Genomic DNA, 14,682 nt, shown 5'->3' on the forward strand with positions numbered 1-14,682 from the left:
AGTTTTTAATTTGAATTCTTAAGGTAATATTCCAGTTGGTAACGGCTGTCGAGATAATCATTAAAAGCACTCCAGGCATTTACCTCAATTCTAATGGCATCCCTTATATTTTGAAGGAAAGTTATATAATCTATAGCTCCCTCTTTAAATGCTAATACTGACCCTTCCTGTTGTTCCTGTGCTAAAGGAAGTGCTTCATCCCTATAATAATTCCATGAGTTTCTCCATTTGATATAGTCTTCACGCATATTTTTATAGGCGGTTTGCAGTTCGATTTTATCCTGATAAAAGTTTTGCTCTGCAATCTGTCTATTTACTTGTGCTTCCTGTGTACGGCCTAATTCCGGCCCAAAAAACAGCGGAATTTGAATTCCTATTTGATATTGGAAGAAACCCGATTGCCCGGCTATTTCCTGCCTACCGTACTGACCCTGAAATTTGGGCAAAAATTCAGATTTTCGTTCTCTGGTAACCGCTTTGGCAACATCTATCCTTTGTTCCGAAACCTGTAGCAACGGATGATTTTCAAGCGACTCTACCAGAAAGTTTAAAGGTTCGTCTAAAGTTTCAACAGGCAAATCTGGTACATCATAGATTGTGTCACTAACGAACCATAGGTTTAAACGCTGTATTGATTTCAGGTAATCTCGGTACGATTGTTCCAGCTGTATTTTAACCTCGTTCGCCTGGTTGGAGGTAGCAAGATATTCCAATTTGGAGGTGGCCTCTGTTTCATACCTGATTCTTGCAGCCCTTTCAATATCTTCAAAAATTGAATCCATTTTTCTATAAACCTGGAATGTCCTTTTAGTTGTATAAACCGAGGCCCAGGCCCTGCTTACTTCACGTTCAATTTCAATAGTAGATAACTCTAAGGCACTTTCAGCAAGGGCAACCCTTTCTTTCTGCAATTTTAACCGGGGGGCAATTCCAAAAATATCAATGCCTTGCTGTTGGACGCCAATTTGAGTATAGACCCCATCAGAGCCATTTCCTACTTCTTCTTTTCCTGTAAAGATTTGGGTATTTCCAAAATCATAGGCGGTTTTACGCAATACTTCCTCACTTTCAATTTCAAGTTGAGCAGCTTTTAATTGCGGAAAGTTTTGGATTGCCATTTCTTTAGCCTCTTGCAAACTAATAGTTTGTAAAGAATCCTGTTGTGAATATTCAGATGACATTGCATCAGATTGTGCATTTACAGAAAAGGTTCCGCCTAAAACAAAGCCAATTATCAAAATCGTAGCTAAAGATCGTGAATTGGAAGAACCAAGCTTGTTCTGTTCCTTTTTCTCCCGTCTCTTCTCTACAAATGTATAAAGGACAGGAAGAACCACCAGCGTAAGCAAGGTAGCCGTAAGCATACCACCTATAACAACTGTAGCAAGTGGTTGTTGAACTTCTGCACCGGCAGATGTGGAAAATGCCATTGGTAAAAAACCGAAAATATCTGTTGTTGCTGTTAACATAATAGGTCGTATTCGTTCTTTGGTTCCTGTAAAAATTCTATCTCTTATACTGGTTACTCCTTCTTCTTTTAAAGAATTGAATCTATTTATTAGTACCAGTCCGTTTAAAACTGCAACACCAAACAGAACAATGAAGCCTACACCTGCGGAAATGCTAAATGGCATACCTCTTAACCAAAGGGCAAAAACACCTCCGATAGCAGCCAATGGTATCGCCATATAGATCATGATAGATTGGGAAAAAGATTTTAAGGCAAAATATAGAAGCACGAAAATCAGGAATAAGGCTATCGGTACCACAATCACTAATCGGTCTTTGGCACTCTGAAGGTTTTCGAACTCCCCTCCATAAGTAATATAATAACCTGGTGGCAATTCTAATTCCTCATCTAATTTTTGCTGAATGTCGTTCACCACAGACTCTACATCTCTTCCCCGGGCGTTTACACCCACATAGGTTCTTCTGTAGGTATCATCTCTTGAAATTTGCATAGGCCCCGGAACATACTCAATATCTGCTATTTCTTTTATAGGCACCTGAGTTCCGTCTGGAAGATCGATATACATACCACGCAAATCATCAATATTCTTTCTATGATCTTCATCAAATCTTACTACCAGATCAAATCGTTTTTCTCCTTCAAAAATGACTCCGGCTGTTCCTCCTGCAAAAGCTGTACTTATGTAATCATTGGCTTTTTGGATATCCAGTCCATATTGCGCAATTTTATCACGGTTAAATTTAACGGTCATTTGTGGGAGGCCTGATGTTCGCTCCGCGTTTACGTCTCCTGCACCAGGCACGGTTTGGATAATACTGGCCATTTCCTGTACCTTTTCCGACAACACCCCCAGGTCCTCTCCATATAGTTTAACCGCAATATCTTCTCTAACCCCCTCTAATAATTCGTTGAACCTTAATTCTACAGGTTGCGTAAACACAAGGTTTACCCCAGTAAGTTCTTTATTGAGTTTTTCCTTGATTTGCGCTATAAGTCCTTCTTTAGTTTCAGCGGTTGTCCAATTATCCTTATCTTTTTCAAGAATCAGGTACATATCTGCTATATCCATCGGCATTGGATCTGTTGGGATGTCCGCTACTCCAATTCTTGCTGTTGCTGTTTTAATTTCAGGAAAATTTTCTAGAAGGATATTTTCTATTTTTTTGGAAACTTCAATAGACTCTGTTAATGAACTTCCTGGTCTGATTAAAGCCTGCATTGCAATATCCCCTTCATCCAGTTGAGGCACAAATTCTCCTCCCATTCTGGAAAAAAGGAAACCGGCTAATACAAGTAGAACAGCAGCAGCACCTACAACAATGAGCTTCAGTTTTAATGCCCCTTTCAGTAAAGGCATATATACCCTTTGTATTCCACCAATTATCTTATCACTTATCCTTTCCAGCCAGCGTTCAAACCTTCCAAACCAGCTTTTGGTGTTTTGAACTGGTTTCATAAAAAGCGCAGACATCATTGGGACATAGGTAAGACACAGAATAATTGCACCTATCATAGCAAAACCAAAGGTGTATGCCATCGGTTTGAACATTTTACCTTCTACACCTGTAAGGAAAAGTATAGGTGTAAAAACTATAAGGATAATGATCTGCCCGAAAAAAGCAGAACCCATCATCGTGGTTCCGGCATCATAGGCTACTTTATCCATTACGCCTTGATTGAATTTTAGCTTTCCAGACCTAATCCGTTTTTGGATCTCATACACCGTTCCTTCTATAATAATCACGGCACCATCTATAATAATCCCAAAGTCTATAGCTCCCAAGCTCATTAAGTTTGCCCATACATTAAATTGCTTCATTAATATAAAGGCAAAAAGCAAGGACAACGGTATGGTCGTGGCCGTTATGATGCCACCTCTTAAACTACCCAACAATAAAACAAGGGCAAATATCACGATTAGGGCGCCTTCCAGTAAATTGGTTTTAACGGTATCGGTCGTTCTGGCAATTAGCTCACTACGATCAATGATAGGGGCGATAGTGAGACCTTCTGGCAGGGATTTTTCAATTTCTGCCATACGATTCTTAACATTTTGAATAACCGCATTAGGGTTTGAACCTTTTAGCATCATTATTATTCCTCCCACGGCTTCCTTACCGTCTTGCGTAAAAGCACCATAACGTACCTGATTCCCAAAATGGACGCGTGTTGCAACATCTCCAATAGTTACGGGAATGTTGCCCTCGTTAATAATCGAAATATCTTTAATGTCTTCCAAAGAGCGAATAAGACCTTCACCTCTTATGAAATTTGACATTTTATTTTTTTCTATGTAAGCACCGCCTGTATTCACATTGTTCCGAGCGAGAGCCTCATACACTTGTGAAATACTAATACCCAAACTATTCAACTTATCTGGGTTGACAGTGACCTCGTACTGTTTAATACTGCCTCCATAAGAGTTGACCTCTACCACGCCTTCCAGTAATGTGAGTTGTCGTTTGATAACCCAATCTTGCACGGTGCGCAGTTCCATAGGCGAATACTTGTTTTCAAAACCCTCCTCTGGCTTTATAGTGTATTCATAGATTTGACCTAAACCAGTAGAGATGGGACCCATAGATGGACTTCCAAATTTTTCAGGGATAGATTCGCCCAGTTCGTTTAGTTTTTCCTGTACCAGCTGTCGAGGAAGATAGGTTCCCATATCGTCTTCAAAAACGATAGTAACTACGGAAAGGCCAAAGCGTGAGATAGAGCGAATCTCTGTAACTCCAGGTAAATTACCCATCGAAAGTTCTACGGGATAGGTTACAAATTGTTCAATATCTTCTGTGGCAAGATTTGGCGACTGGGTGATCACCTGAACCTGATTGTTAGTAATATCTGGCACCGATCCCAGGTTGACGGTCATCATGGACCAAATACCCGTCCCTATCAGCGCTAAGGTAAGTAGTCCAATAATAAATTTATTATTAATGGAAAATGCGATTATCTTATTAATCATATAAATAAAAATTTAATTCAGTTAAAATTCTTGATAATAATTTTGTGCCTAACAAAATCTATCAATAGGACCAAGGATCTAGTATGAGAACCAGGATTTGGTCAAAAAAGGATATAATTATCCTTTAAAAAAACTGAATTATGCCTGTGGTGGCTGTAAAATGGAAGTGGTAAAATCTTTTTTTATACCGTTTAAGTAGAGAAAATCTTGAGAAGAAATGTATTTAAACTCAAATTTTATTTCTGCGAATTTGAAATAAGTTACGTTTATATGGCAACATTGGCAAATACAAAATGGGGAACATAAATCTGCATCTTGATGTTGGTGGTTATCACCTAAATCTTGAGAAATTTCTGTTTTAACTTCATTGTCAAAAGTACCTGTATCTTCACAAGGCACTAAATTTAGTGTGAAGATATAGATTGACAATATGAATGCTAAAAATTTCATTAAGGCAAATATAAGAATTTTTTAATGCAATGGTTGTGCAAAGAAAAAAGGCTTCAGATTATAAAAACCATAAGGTTTCTTGACCAAAAGGTGGTATTTCCTTGCTTTCAAAACGAGGTGCTATTTCTGCAACCATTTCAGGATATTTAATTGTTATTGGTACGTTTTGTTGACGTAAGGATTTCCAATATAGCCTACTAAATTGATACACTTGCTCTATTAGCTTTCTAATCATTTTACTATCATTTAAAGCCTCTGGTGTAGGACTTGATATTTTAAGTTTTATTGGAAATGAATAACTTGAATGACTTGGGTATTTTACAGTATTGTTATACCTCAAATTATTAAAGAGTAAATATTTATATTCTCCTTTAGGGCCAATATTTATATATGTGCCACTCATTGGAATTAACTCACCATTCCAATTTTGGTCAAAAGCAATAATATCTTGTGATTTTGTTTTATTAATATTAAGAACAAAAAGAGGACAAGGCAATTGAAGTTTATCCATCATTTCTAAAACAGGTTGTATTTCTTCATCCTTCATATCCTTATAAAAGTGAATCACTATTTTTTCAGGTATTTGGTTTGTTGGTACGTATTGATAGATAGCATCACTTAATGCACCCCCTAACTGTTTAACATCAGATTTACTGAAATAATGAAATTCATTAAACCTTCCATTATTTTTAAAACTGAATGCACTTGCTACATATCGAATGTTTTCTTCGGTATTTTTAAATGCACCCACACCAATAACTAATTCATTTTTAGGTTTGACATTTAGTTGCCAAGGTGTACCATCTAATTTTGCTAATAAGGCTAATGATATATTGGTTAAATCGTAAATAAATTTATGTTGGTTTCTTCTAAATCTATCAAACTCTATTACTTGAGATATTATTCTTTTATATAATAGCTGTTCTTTAACCTTGTAATACACTAACTTTTTTTCAAGATTAGGTTCGTGCTTGTTAAAAGGGCTTAAATAAATAGCAACATAATTAATATTAGGGTCAGATTTAAAATCTTTTATACCCTTTGCAATTTGAGGTAATGGATTTTCTAAATCATCAAATACTATATTGACATCATTATCGAAATGTGCTAAAACACCTGCATAAATGTTTAAACCTTTATACCAACTTGTACCATCTTCCAATAATTTTTGCAATGCTTCTACTTCTTTAGCATAACTTGTATGATATATAAAGAAGAAATGCACATTATCTAACTGACAAGGATTTAAAGGCTTTAAATTCTTAAAATCAATTTTGGGATTTCTACCAACACCATTTTGAAACACTAAATCATTGCTTTCATCAGCAACTTCACCAATTCGATTTATTTCTACAGGTAAGTAATCGTCATTATTAACAGGGATAACTTTCTTAAATTCCTCACTTAAAATGAAATGCTGAATAAACTTATCTATTTTGTGTTTATAACCAATATATTTATTGGACTCATCTTTTGGTTCTGGTTGAATATTAAAAGCTGTTCGTAAATCGTTATTCAAAATGGCAAAAGCCTTTGTGTTATCATCAATAAATTCCTTTTCCTTATGATATTTTAATAACCTCATTTTATATACAACTTTATTAAGATTTGTTGTTGAGGTATGTTTTATAATTTCAGAAATAGGTTTTTTAAACACTTTGGCCATACCATCATAAGAAATAACTAACTCACCATATTCACTAACTTCTTTAATTTGTACTTTGACAGTAAACTTATAATACTGTGCAAAACTTTTATTTTGATATGATCTATTACCTATCCAAATTTGATTATCATTCACAAAGTTTTGACCAACAAGTTTTTTTATGCTTTTAAAGAATTTTTTGATTCGCCAATTATAGTAATGCTTTATTAAGTCGGTTGGTTGTTCTTTTAGATTGAGTTTTAAAGGCAAATAACCTTCCTTTTCATAAATAAATGATGTGTAGATAAAATCATGATTTTCTTCTTTTTATACCAGGAAACAAATCTTCTATATTGGTTGGAAACTTTGTTTTATACAACTTTTGCGCATTTCCAATTTTCTCTTTACTTAAATAAAAAGTTATTGGTTTGTCTGGTAAATCAAATGTTATGATATTAAAATAAAGTTCCTGACTCATAAGACTTGGGTTTATTAATTCTACTTCTTGCTCAATCTATTAATTTTTTGTTCTACAATTTTGAGGATTTCCGTAATGTTTTTTTCTTCTTTTAACATAAAGACAATTTTATCTGCCATCCAGAATTGAAGCAATTCATTTTTATTTTGTTTTAATACTTTGGCTAATGCTTCAGCTTGTTCTTTACGAGCCATACGAGTACCACGTTCAATTTTACTTAAAAGTGCCGTATCAATATTCATTTGAGAAGCAACTTCTCTTAATAATAATTGCTTTTCTTCTCGTATTTCTCTGATGTATTCTCCAAACGTCATTTTGGGGATATTTTGACTTGTCAATATTTGTCTAATGTAAGAAAAAGAAAATAAGAACTAACAAAAAGATATTAACAATTATAAACAGGAAATGAGGAAGTTAAGGATTTGAGGATATAAAGTATTTTTATAAATCCTCGTTTCCTTAAAATCCTCAAAATCCTTATTGTGCTTTTGTGGGATTTGTATAATTGTTATGTGCTTCCCTATGTATTAGACCAGCATCAACAAATTTAGTAATATAGCCTTCTGCTGTTTTATGAGGAATCTTGTTTTTGTCGGCTATATTTAGGTAATCTTGTCTTGAAAATTGATAAGGTAGTGCTTCTAAAAAACGTTCTTTACGATTGGCTCTTTTTACTTCTTTTTGTTCGATAGGTAAATCGTTAAACACCTTACTACTGTGCTTTACTAATACGCTTATCATTTCCAATGTATTTTCAAAATCTATATCCTCACAATATCTTACTTGGTTTACATCACCATCTTCCATAATGCGAAATACAGAAAACAACATTATAATTCTAAATGCTATTAACCCCAAACGTCTAACAGTTGCTATATAGTCATCGGGTTGAAGATTGAGGTATTTGGTTTGAAGCTTCTCAAAAAACACATTAAACTTTTGTTGTTGCTCGGTTGTTAGCCTTACTTCAATATCAGGATTGTTTTTTAGGGTTTTGTATAACCCAAAAAATTCTTTTCCTAATTGGTCGTAATATTCATCTAAACCATTGGTTGTATCAGTTTGAAAAACGTTCTTCCAAGTAGGTTTGATATTCATATAATAAAACATAAAACGACTAAACAAGCCATTTTCAGCACTTGGAACCAATGCCTGAATCTGCTTTGGTGTACCAGACAACACCGTTGACAAACAAGGTCTTTCAATATCTACATACTCTCTGTCCGTTCTACGATAGTAACTAATGGTTTCGTGGTGGAATGCTTTACGAAAACCATCGGAATAATTACCGTAATCACTTTTAAAAGCTTGTGCTAAAGTATCTCCTTCGGTTTCAAAAATTAACCCTCTACCTTCATTATCCGATATTAATTGATAAACACCTGTTACACTATTGTTAGCCGGAATAAACAGCATTCTTTCAGGTGGTTTACTCGGTTTTTCCATAGTTTCACTTTTGCCCTTATTCATATTATAAGTAGCCATTTCAACTTGATGCTGTTGTTTTAGGGTTTTGGATTGTTCGCGCTTTTCTTTGTGAACAGGATTTACCAAATTTTTAATTTGGTTTAACCTTCCTTTACCTGCTGAAGCAGGTGCAGTAACAAATAAATACAAGTTGCTAAACACTTTACGTTGGTCGTACACGCCAAACAATTTAGGGAAACAAGCACTAAATGCAGTTAATGCACCCAACAACAAAATATCACGTTCTTCATTACTGCTTGATGGTTTTACTACTTGTTGCAAAAATGTTGGGATGTTGTTGTAAACTGTTGTTGGTATTGTTGGCAATGGTTGTTTTTCTTCCTCTGGATGTTGCGATACTTCAACAACTTGTTGTTGCTGTTTTGGTTTAATACCAACTTGATGCAAATGGTGGTATAAAGTTGCTATACTTATACCGTGTCCTTTTGCTTGTAAGCATTTATTATACTGTTCGTCGCATTCTTTATAGTCGTAACCTGAATAATTTCTGCTAATTCTATGGTAGTAATCACGTCCAGCTTCACCGTATTCCTCTGAAACTGCAAATCCGATATCACGCCATTTATCATAAGTATCTGTAATGTCGATACCTGATTGTTCTAAAGCGTTGATATATGTTTCAATATCATTTGCAACAACCGTTGTCGGTTTGTTGTTGATTGGTTTTTTAGGTACTTCTTTTTGCTCTGGAACAGCTAACCAATCTTTTGGGTTGAATATTTTTGTCATAGCTTTTGATGTCTTTTATGTAGGTATGCCAATGGATCGTGGGATAAAAAACACGCTCTGGAAATGTCTTTACCCGATTGGTCAACCTCTATGTTATATGTATGTTTTATGTAATTGGCCACCGCAATAAAATATTCGTTGTGTGACACTTTAGATATATCGATTCTAATTATCCATTTTAAGCCTTCTCCTGAAGGTGATGTAAACAACAATTCGGTTTCAAAATATTCATCGTTTAATAATTGTTGTTTTAGTTCTTCAAGATTCTGCAAATGGTCAAAATCGATTGTTAATAGTGATGAATGCTCAATTAAGCTATTATCATTTCGTTTAGAAAACACGCCTGAAAATGTTACATAATCAAAATGATTTGCTTTAAATTTCCGTGCTTCTTTAGGGTCTTTAATCGCTCTAAATTGCTCTGTGATACTTTTATACTTATTACTTGTAATACGCTCAAATATTTGATATAATCTTACTTTTTCAGTTGGAAAAACATTTCTAATTGGTGCTTTGTAAAAACTGCTGTAAGCATACCAAGTATCATCAGGTGCATCTAACCAGGATAATTCATCTTCTTTTTTAACTTCAAAATTTAGATGCAGTACCTCATTGATTTTTAGTAACAATTCTTCTTCATTAATGATTTTAAAATGATAGGATGCAAAATCGAATACATCACCTTTAAAATCGGTTAATTCTATGTCGTAATGCATTGCCTTATTTTCAACAACATTAATTTGTAATGTTGATTTACCACCATTAAAAGGATTTCGGGTTATCCCGCAGTCCCTTCCTTTTAAGGAAAGGACTGTTGATTTAGGATAATACTGCCTTAATACATAAGCATAAATATTTAACCCGTAATGCGTTTTCTTTAAGATGCTTTCTTTACTTATTTCCATCGCATTTAAAATTTGGGTTATAATAATTGCTTTGTAATAGTTCCTCTATATCAGATACTTTGTAATAAAATTTACCTTGTATCTTGCTATATGGAATCGTACCATTTGAACGGAATGTTTGCAATGTCCGTTGGCTAATATGTAGCGTTTGCATTACGTCCTGATTGTCAATCCACGTATCTTTTAAGCGTTCTGCTCTCGTAGCTCTTATTAATTCGATACGTGCTTTTAAATCCTTAATCTCTTGTGAGAGTGCCAAGATTAAATCGATAATTTCAGTCATAACTAAATCCTTCCTTTTTTGATTAAGTAATTAGCTGCCTGTTGCTCGATTTCGTCTTGGGAATCCATACGGTTACGCAATAACCATTGGTCTAATTCCTGACGTTGGAAATAGATTTTTTTACCATTCGGTTTATAGTGTGGAATGGCTCCCGTACTTGTAAGTTTATACAAGTGCGATTGTGATAGTTCTAAATACTGACAAGTTTCATTGAAATTCAATACTTGCTTTTGCAACGTTTGTTGTTCTACTAACAACTTTTCGATGCGTTCTAAACGTTCAATTATTTTAACGTCCATCTTATTATAAATTTTAATTAAAAAATGGACTTCTGCGCAAAAGTCATCCTTGATTGTCAAGGACATAACAAATATTGAAAAAGGTGTTTGGTATAACAGAAAAGAGAAAAAATGGTATTATTAAACCATTGTAAAACAATGATTTACACCGTTTTTGGTATTATCTATTTGGTATTAAGTAGAGAAAATACCACTTTTAAAAAGTGAAGTTTTATTTGATTTGGTCAAGCCAAAAATTGGCTTCAACTAATTTTTGATAGGCTCTTTTTTCAGTACCTAAAAATCTACGGTATTCTTTACCTGCATTACTACTTGGTCCATACCGATAAGCAAAGAATTTATAAATGTGTTTAGGCTCTATTTTTTTAGATGGTTTACTGTCAAAAAATATTCTTTCATTAAAATATTTAGTTTCTGTTAACTTAACCATAAAAGCTGCAAGTAATATTTTATTACCTCTATTCTTTATGAAGTTATATTCATCATCTATAATGCCTTTTTCATTTAATAGCTCCTCTAATTTTGCAAATTCTCTTTGTTTAATCTTATTAATAAGTTCGTTATAGGATAAGACATCATTGTTTTCCTCTCTAAAATCACCTTGTATAGCGTTGAAAATTGAACTTTGTTTTACTTGTTTCCTGACCGTTTTTATTTCTGCACCGGAATAGGATTTTACAATTAACTCTTGAGGTGGTTCTTCATTAAAAAATACTTCGTGCAGTTCTTCTATTGTATAAATTTCAGCATCACTTAATTCTGAAAATCGTTCTTGAAGTTCCATAAAAAGCATCATCGCATTTGCTTTTAAAAATGAAATGATATAGGCTTCATCAGATTTATCATTTTGAATTGGCTTTAAAGACAAACTTTCATCAATAACATTATCTGAAATGTAATTTTTAATCTGGGTTAAATAATTTAAAAATTTACGGTGAGCATTATCGTATAGAAAAGACAAATGATCAGCTGTTGAGTTTGCATCAAGTGCATCATTAATTTGATTAAAATTTTTGATGTACTCGTTTTCTATTAATTTTAAATAGTATTTACGCTTGTTAGAATACGCCTTTTTGAAGTCGATTTCATATCTAGGCGTTGTATTGAGGTATTGCTTTTTAAAGCCTTTTAAAAGCTCTTTAAATTGGTTTTCGGTTCTTTTATCATCAGTAACCTTTTCCACATACAGTAAGTCGATAAATAAGTCTTTAGCCATTTGGGTTAAGGTTTATTCTGTAAGCTGCTTGTTTCTTTTTGTCATCAATTACTTTAGCGTAAATTTGAGTTGTTTTCAAATTCTTATGACCTAACATTTTTGATACTGTATAAATATCAGTACCCAAAGTCAGTTGTAATGTTGCAAAAGAATGACGCGCACAATGGAACGTGATATTCTTCTTAATTTCTGCCTCACCAACCCATTCTTTTAGTAGGTCATAATTTCTCTGAACGTTATTAATATTCTCGAAAACTTTTTTAGTCGATTCGCCTTTTTCTCCTAACAATTCAAATGCTTGTTCGGAAATTGGTAAGGTTTCAGCTCCTTTAGTTTTCTTTTGCTTAAATCTAATAAAATTTCCATAGGTTTCTGAATATTGGATTTCAGACCATTGAAGTTTTGTAATATCTGACCAACGCAAACCTGTAAGGCAGGAAAAAAGAAACGCATTTTTTAATTGTGGATGTCGGCTATCTGTGTTAAAAAGCTTTCTAACTTCTTCTAAAGTTAAAAATTCCATATGTGTATCTTCTTCTTTAAAGTTTTCAACTGAAATAGCAGGATTGTATTGTATTACCTTTTCTTTAACAGCTTGTCGTAATACCGCTAAAAGTTTTTTAAAATATGCTGATTTTGTGTTTTGGCTTAATGGTCTTTTACTTCTGGAAAGTGCTTTTTTGTCTAAATACTCTTTAAAACCTTCTACCCATTCTTCATCTATTCTTTCAAAAGAAATACCTATTGGGTGATAATCTTTTAAATGTTTTAGTGTGCTATTCCATACACCTAAATTGCCTTTACTTTCTGAACGTCTTTCAATCCATTGTTCTAAATACACGAAAAAATTTCCTTGTTTCTTTTCTTTATTTTCAAAACCATAAATATTATTCTGTACCTCTAAATGTCTTTTGGCTCTGATGCTTTCAGCAAGTTGTAAGATTTTCTTGTTTTCTAATTTCTGTGCTTTAGTTAAGGACCCTTTGTCGGGTTCTGGCGTTAAATATAATTTCAAGTACTCGTACTTACGATTTCCGTTTTCGTAATAATCAAGATATAAACTAATTCGTTTCCCTTTTCTACGTTGGCGTAAAGTAACTTTCATTTTCCTTATATTTACTGTGTTAGACTGTGCGTTTTATGAGTGTTGTATGGGCAACAATACGGCAACAAATATAAGCAAATAAAGGCAGTTTGGCAACAAAAAAGAATGTGAAAATTTACATAAACTAATGATTAATAGATACATAACAAACAAAGGAAAGATAATGAATTTCCTATCGGAATTTCATTGCAATTTACTATCTTTCGGCTACGGCGGAAAGAATCCTGCGGATTTTTCCGCAACAAATCATAGCCAAAACCGTTGTAGCCAATTTAAAAAATCCAATGGCAATTAACCAGTTCATAACTTACATACTTCCAAAAAAGGCGATTTTAGCAAAGTTTGGAGAAATGCCAAAACAGTTGGAAATAAAACATTCCGAATGGGAAAAGTTTTGGGAAAAATACACCGCATCCGAAAATGAAGATTTGGAGCCTGATTTTGAAGACGCAAGAACCATAAATTGGTGGAAAGAAACAAAAATTGACATAACGGAATTAGAAAGAGAAATTGACAAAATAATCACTCGTGCAAGTTGGACTGACGACAGAATCTGGAAAAGTGAAAAAGCCGAATTTGACCACGATGTCAGTATCGGCTTAAACAAAACTAATGAGTTTATTGAGGAATTTATGTTTCGGACTGACTTGACCGACACCACTCTGACTTTCCTTAATTCAATGCTTAAACTCTGTAAAGAAAATGATTGGATTTTAATGGCCAGAAACGGAAATTTGTGTAACCCAAATCTTTCGGATTTAGGACGATTAATAAAAGGTTCAGACGCCGACCGATTTTTAAGAAATCCGACTGAATTTTTTAACGAGCTGAATAATAAAAAATAAAAACTGGCTACAACACCGGCTATAATTCAGCGTGGCGACAGTGCAAAAACCAAAGTAAAAACCTATATTTAAGCTGATTTCTCTGCGGACAAATCCTGCGGATTTATCCACGCCGAAATCATAGCCAAACCGTTGTAAGCAATTTGACCAAACAAAAATGAACCAAATTAAATAATGAGCGAAAATAGATTTATTGAAAAATTCCAAAATAAAACTGACTCGGAATTAGAATATATTTTAGAAAACAAAAAAAGTTACAACGAACAAGCAATTGCAGCTTCTATTCACATTCTGAAAGAAAGAAACGGAAAAACACCTGAATTGGAATCTGTTGAAAGCGAAATCAAATTAGAAAAAGAGAGAAAAGAAATTGCTTGTGAAAAAACTATTGAGGAACAAAAAAAGAAAAACAATATTACTGACGACCCAAATGCACCTGAACTACATTCAAAAAAAGTAATTATGGTGTTTTCTGGATTATTTTCGACAATTTTCGGAGCAGTATTACTAATGTATAATATGAAGCAAACCGACAATCAAAGTGGAAGAATTCAAGTTTTTATTTTTGGAATTTTATATACGATTATTACACTTGTCGTTGTGAACTTATTAAACATTGGAGGCAATATTGCTTTGATTTTTAATATTGCAGGTGGAGGAATTTTGACAGAATATTTCTGGAATAAATTTATCGGAAAAGAATTTCAGCACAGAAAAAGAAGTTGGATAAAACCAGCTATTATTTCCGTATTAATAACGATTCCTTTGATTTTAGCAGCAATATATGGACAATAAAAAAC

The 14,682-nt window shown here is 33.7% G+C and carries 13 protein-coding genes; 2 read left to right on the forward strand and 11 right to left on the reverse strand.

The genetic code is table 11. From position 1 onward, the window contains the following. Positions 1–5: 5 nt before the first annotated feature. The 11 genes from EJA19_RS00110 to EJA19_RS00155 all read right to left on the reverse strand — a co-directional run bounded on the left by EJA19_RS00110 (position 6) and on the right by EJA19_RS00155 (position 13,037). Positions 6–4,439 carry a CusA/CzcA family heavy metal efflux RND transporter gene (locus EJA19_RS00110; protein WP_125466308.1) on the reverse strand — a complete coding sequence of 1,478 codons (4,434 nt, stop codon included), beginning with the start codon at positions 4,437–4,439 and terminating at the stop codon, positions 6–8. 138 nt (positions 4,440–4,577) lie between these two features. After that, the gene (locus EJA19_RS00115; RefSeq protein ID WP_125466309.1) at positions 4,578–4,889 is read right to left on the reverse strand and encodes a DUF6660 family protein; all 312 of its coding nucleotides are present in this window, start codon (positions 4,887–4,889) and stop codon (positions 4,578–4,580) included. A 58-nt stretch (positions 4,890–4,947) separates the two neighbouring features. Then, positions 4,948–6,804, reverse strand: coding sequence for a Piwi domain-containing protein (locus EJA19_RS00120; RefSeq protein WP_158611332.1), 1,857 nt, complete (start codon positions 6,802–6,804; stop codon positions 4,948–4,950). Positions 6,805–6,844: 40 nt separating this feature from the next. Beyond that, the gene (locus tag EJA19_RS12685) at positions 6,845–7,012 is read right to left on the reverse strand and encodes a hypothetical protein (protein WP_158611334.1); all 168 of its coding nucleotides are present in this window, start codon (positions 7,010–7,012) and stop codon (positions 6,845–6,847) included. Between the two features lie 20 nt (positions 7,013–7,032). Then, a complete protein-coding gene (locus tag EJA19_RS00125; RefSeq protein WP_125466311.1) occupies positions 7,033–7,326 on the reverse strand; it encodes a helix-turn-helix domain-containing protein in 294 nt (97 codons plus the stop codon). A gap of 163 nt (positions 7,327–7,489) precedes the next feature. Then, positions 7,490–9,229 carry a DUF3987 domain-containing protein gene (locus EJA19_RS00130; RefSeq protein WP_125466312.1) on the reverse strand — a complete coding sequence of 580 codons (1,740 nt, stop codon included), beginning with the start codon at positions 9,227–9,229 and terminating at the stop codon, positions 7,490–7,492. After that, on the reverse strand, positions 9,226–10,134 hold the full coding sequence (locus tag EJA19_RS00135; protein ID WP_125466313.1) for a BT4734/BF3469 family protein: 909 nt from the start codon (positions 10,132–10,134) through the stop codon (positions 9,226–9,228). The genes EJA19_RS00130 and EJA19_RS00135 overlap by 4 nt, the downstream gene beginning before the upstream one ends. Continuing rightward, on the reverse strand, positions 10,121–10,393 hold the full coding sequence (locus EJA19_RS00140; RefSeq protein ID WP_240640170.1) for a helix-turn-helix domain-containing protein: 273 nt from the start codon (positions 10,391–10,393) through the stop codon (positions 10,121–10,123). The genes EJA19_RS00135 and EJA19_RS00140 overlap by 14 nt, the downstream gene beginning before the upstream one ends. 26 nt (positions 10,394–10,419) lie before the next feature. Further along, positions 10,420–10,716: a helix-turn-helix domain-containing protein gene (locus EJA19_RS00145; RefSeq protein WP_093026613.1), complete on the reverse strand. Its 297-nt coding sequence runs from the start codon at positions 10,714–10,716 to the stop codon at positions 10,420–10,422. Between the two features lie 211 nt (positions 10,717–10,927). Next, positions 10,928–11,932: a DUF6617 family protein gene (locus tag EJA19_RS00150; RefSeq protein ID WP_125466315.1), complete on the reverse strand. Its 1,005-nt coding sequence runs from the start codon at positions 11,930–11,932 to the stop codon at positions 10,928–10,930. Beyond that, positions 11,925–13,037, reverse strand: a complete 1,113-nt coding sequence (locus EJA19_RS00155; protein ID WP_125466316.1) for a site-specific integrase — start codon at positions 13,035–13,037, stop codon at positions 11,925–11,927. The genes EJA19_RS00150 and EJA19_RS00155 overlap by 8 nt, the downstream gene beginning before the upstream one ends. Before the next feature lie 284 nt (positions 13,038–13,321). Here EJA19_RS00155 and EJA19_RS00160 point away from each other — a divergent pair, with 284 nt between their 5' ends. Together EJA19_RS00160 and EJA19_RS00165 are read left to right on the forward strand one after the other, a co-directional pair. Continuing rightward, positions 13,322–13,882: a hypothetical protein gene (locus tag EJA19_RS00160; protein WP_125466317.1), complete on the forward strand. Its 561-nt coding sequence runs from the start codon at positions 13,322–13,324 to the stop codon at positions 13,880–13,882. Positions 13,883–14,056: 174 nt separating this feature from the next. After that, entirely contained in the window at positions 14,057–14,677 is a 621-nt protein-coding gene (locus EJA19_RS00165; RefSeq protein ID WP_125466318.1) for a hypothetical protein, read from the forward strand. Positions 14,678–14,682: the final 5 nt, after the last annotated feature.

The sequence above is a fragment of the Mangrovimonas spongiae genome (assembly GCF_003944795.1).
GTDB lineage: Bacteria > Bacteroidota > Bacteroidia > Flavobacteriales > Flavobacteriaceae > Mangrovimonas > Mangrovimonas spongiae.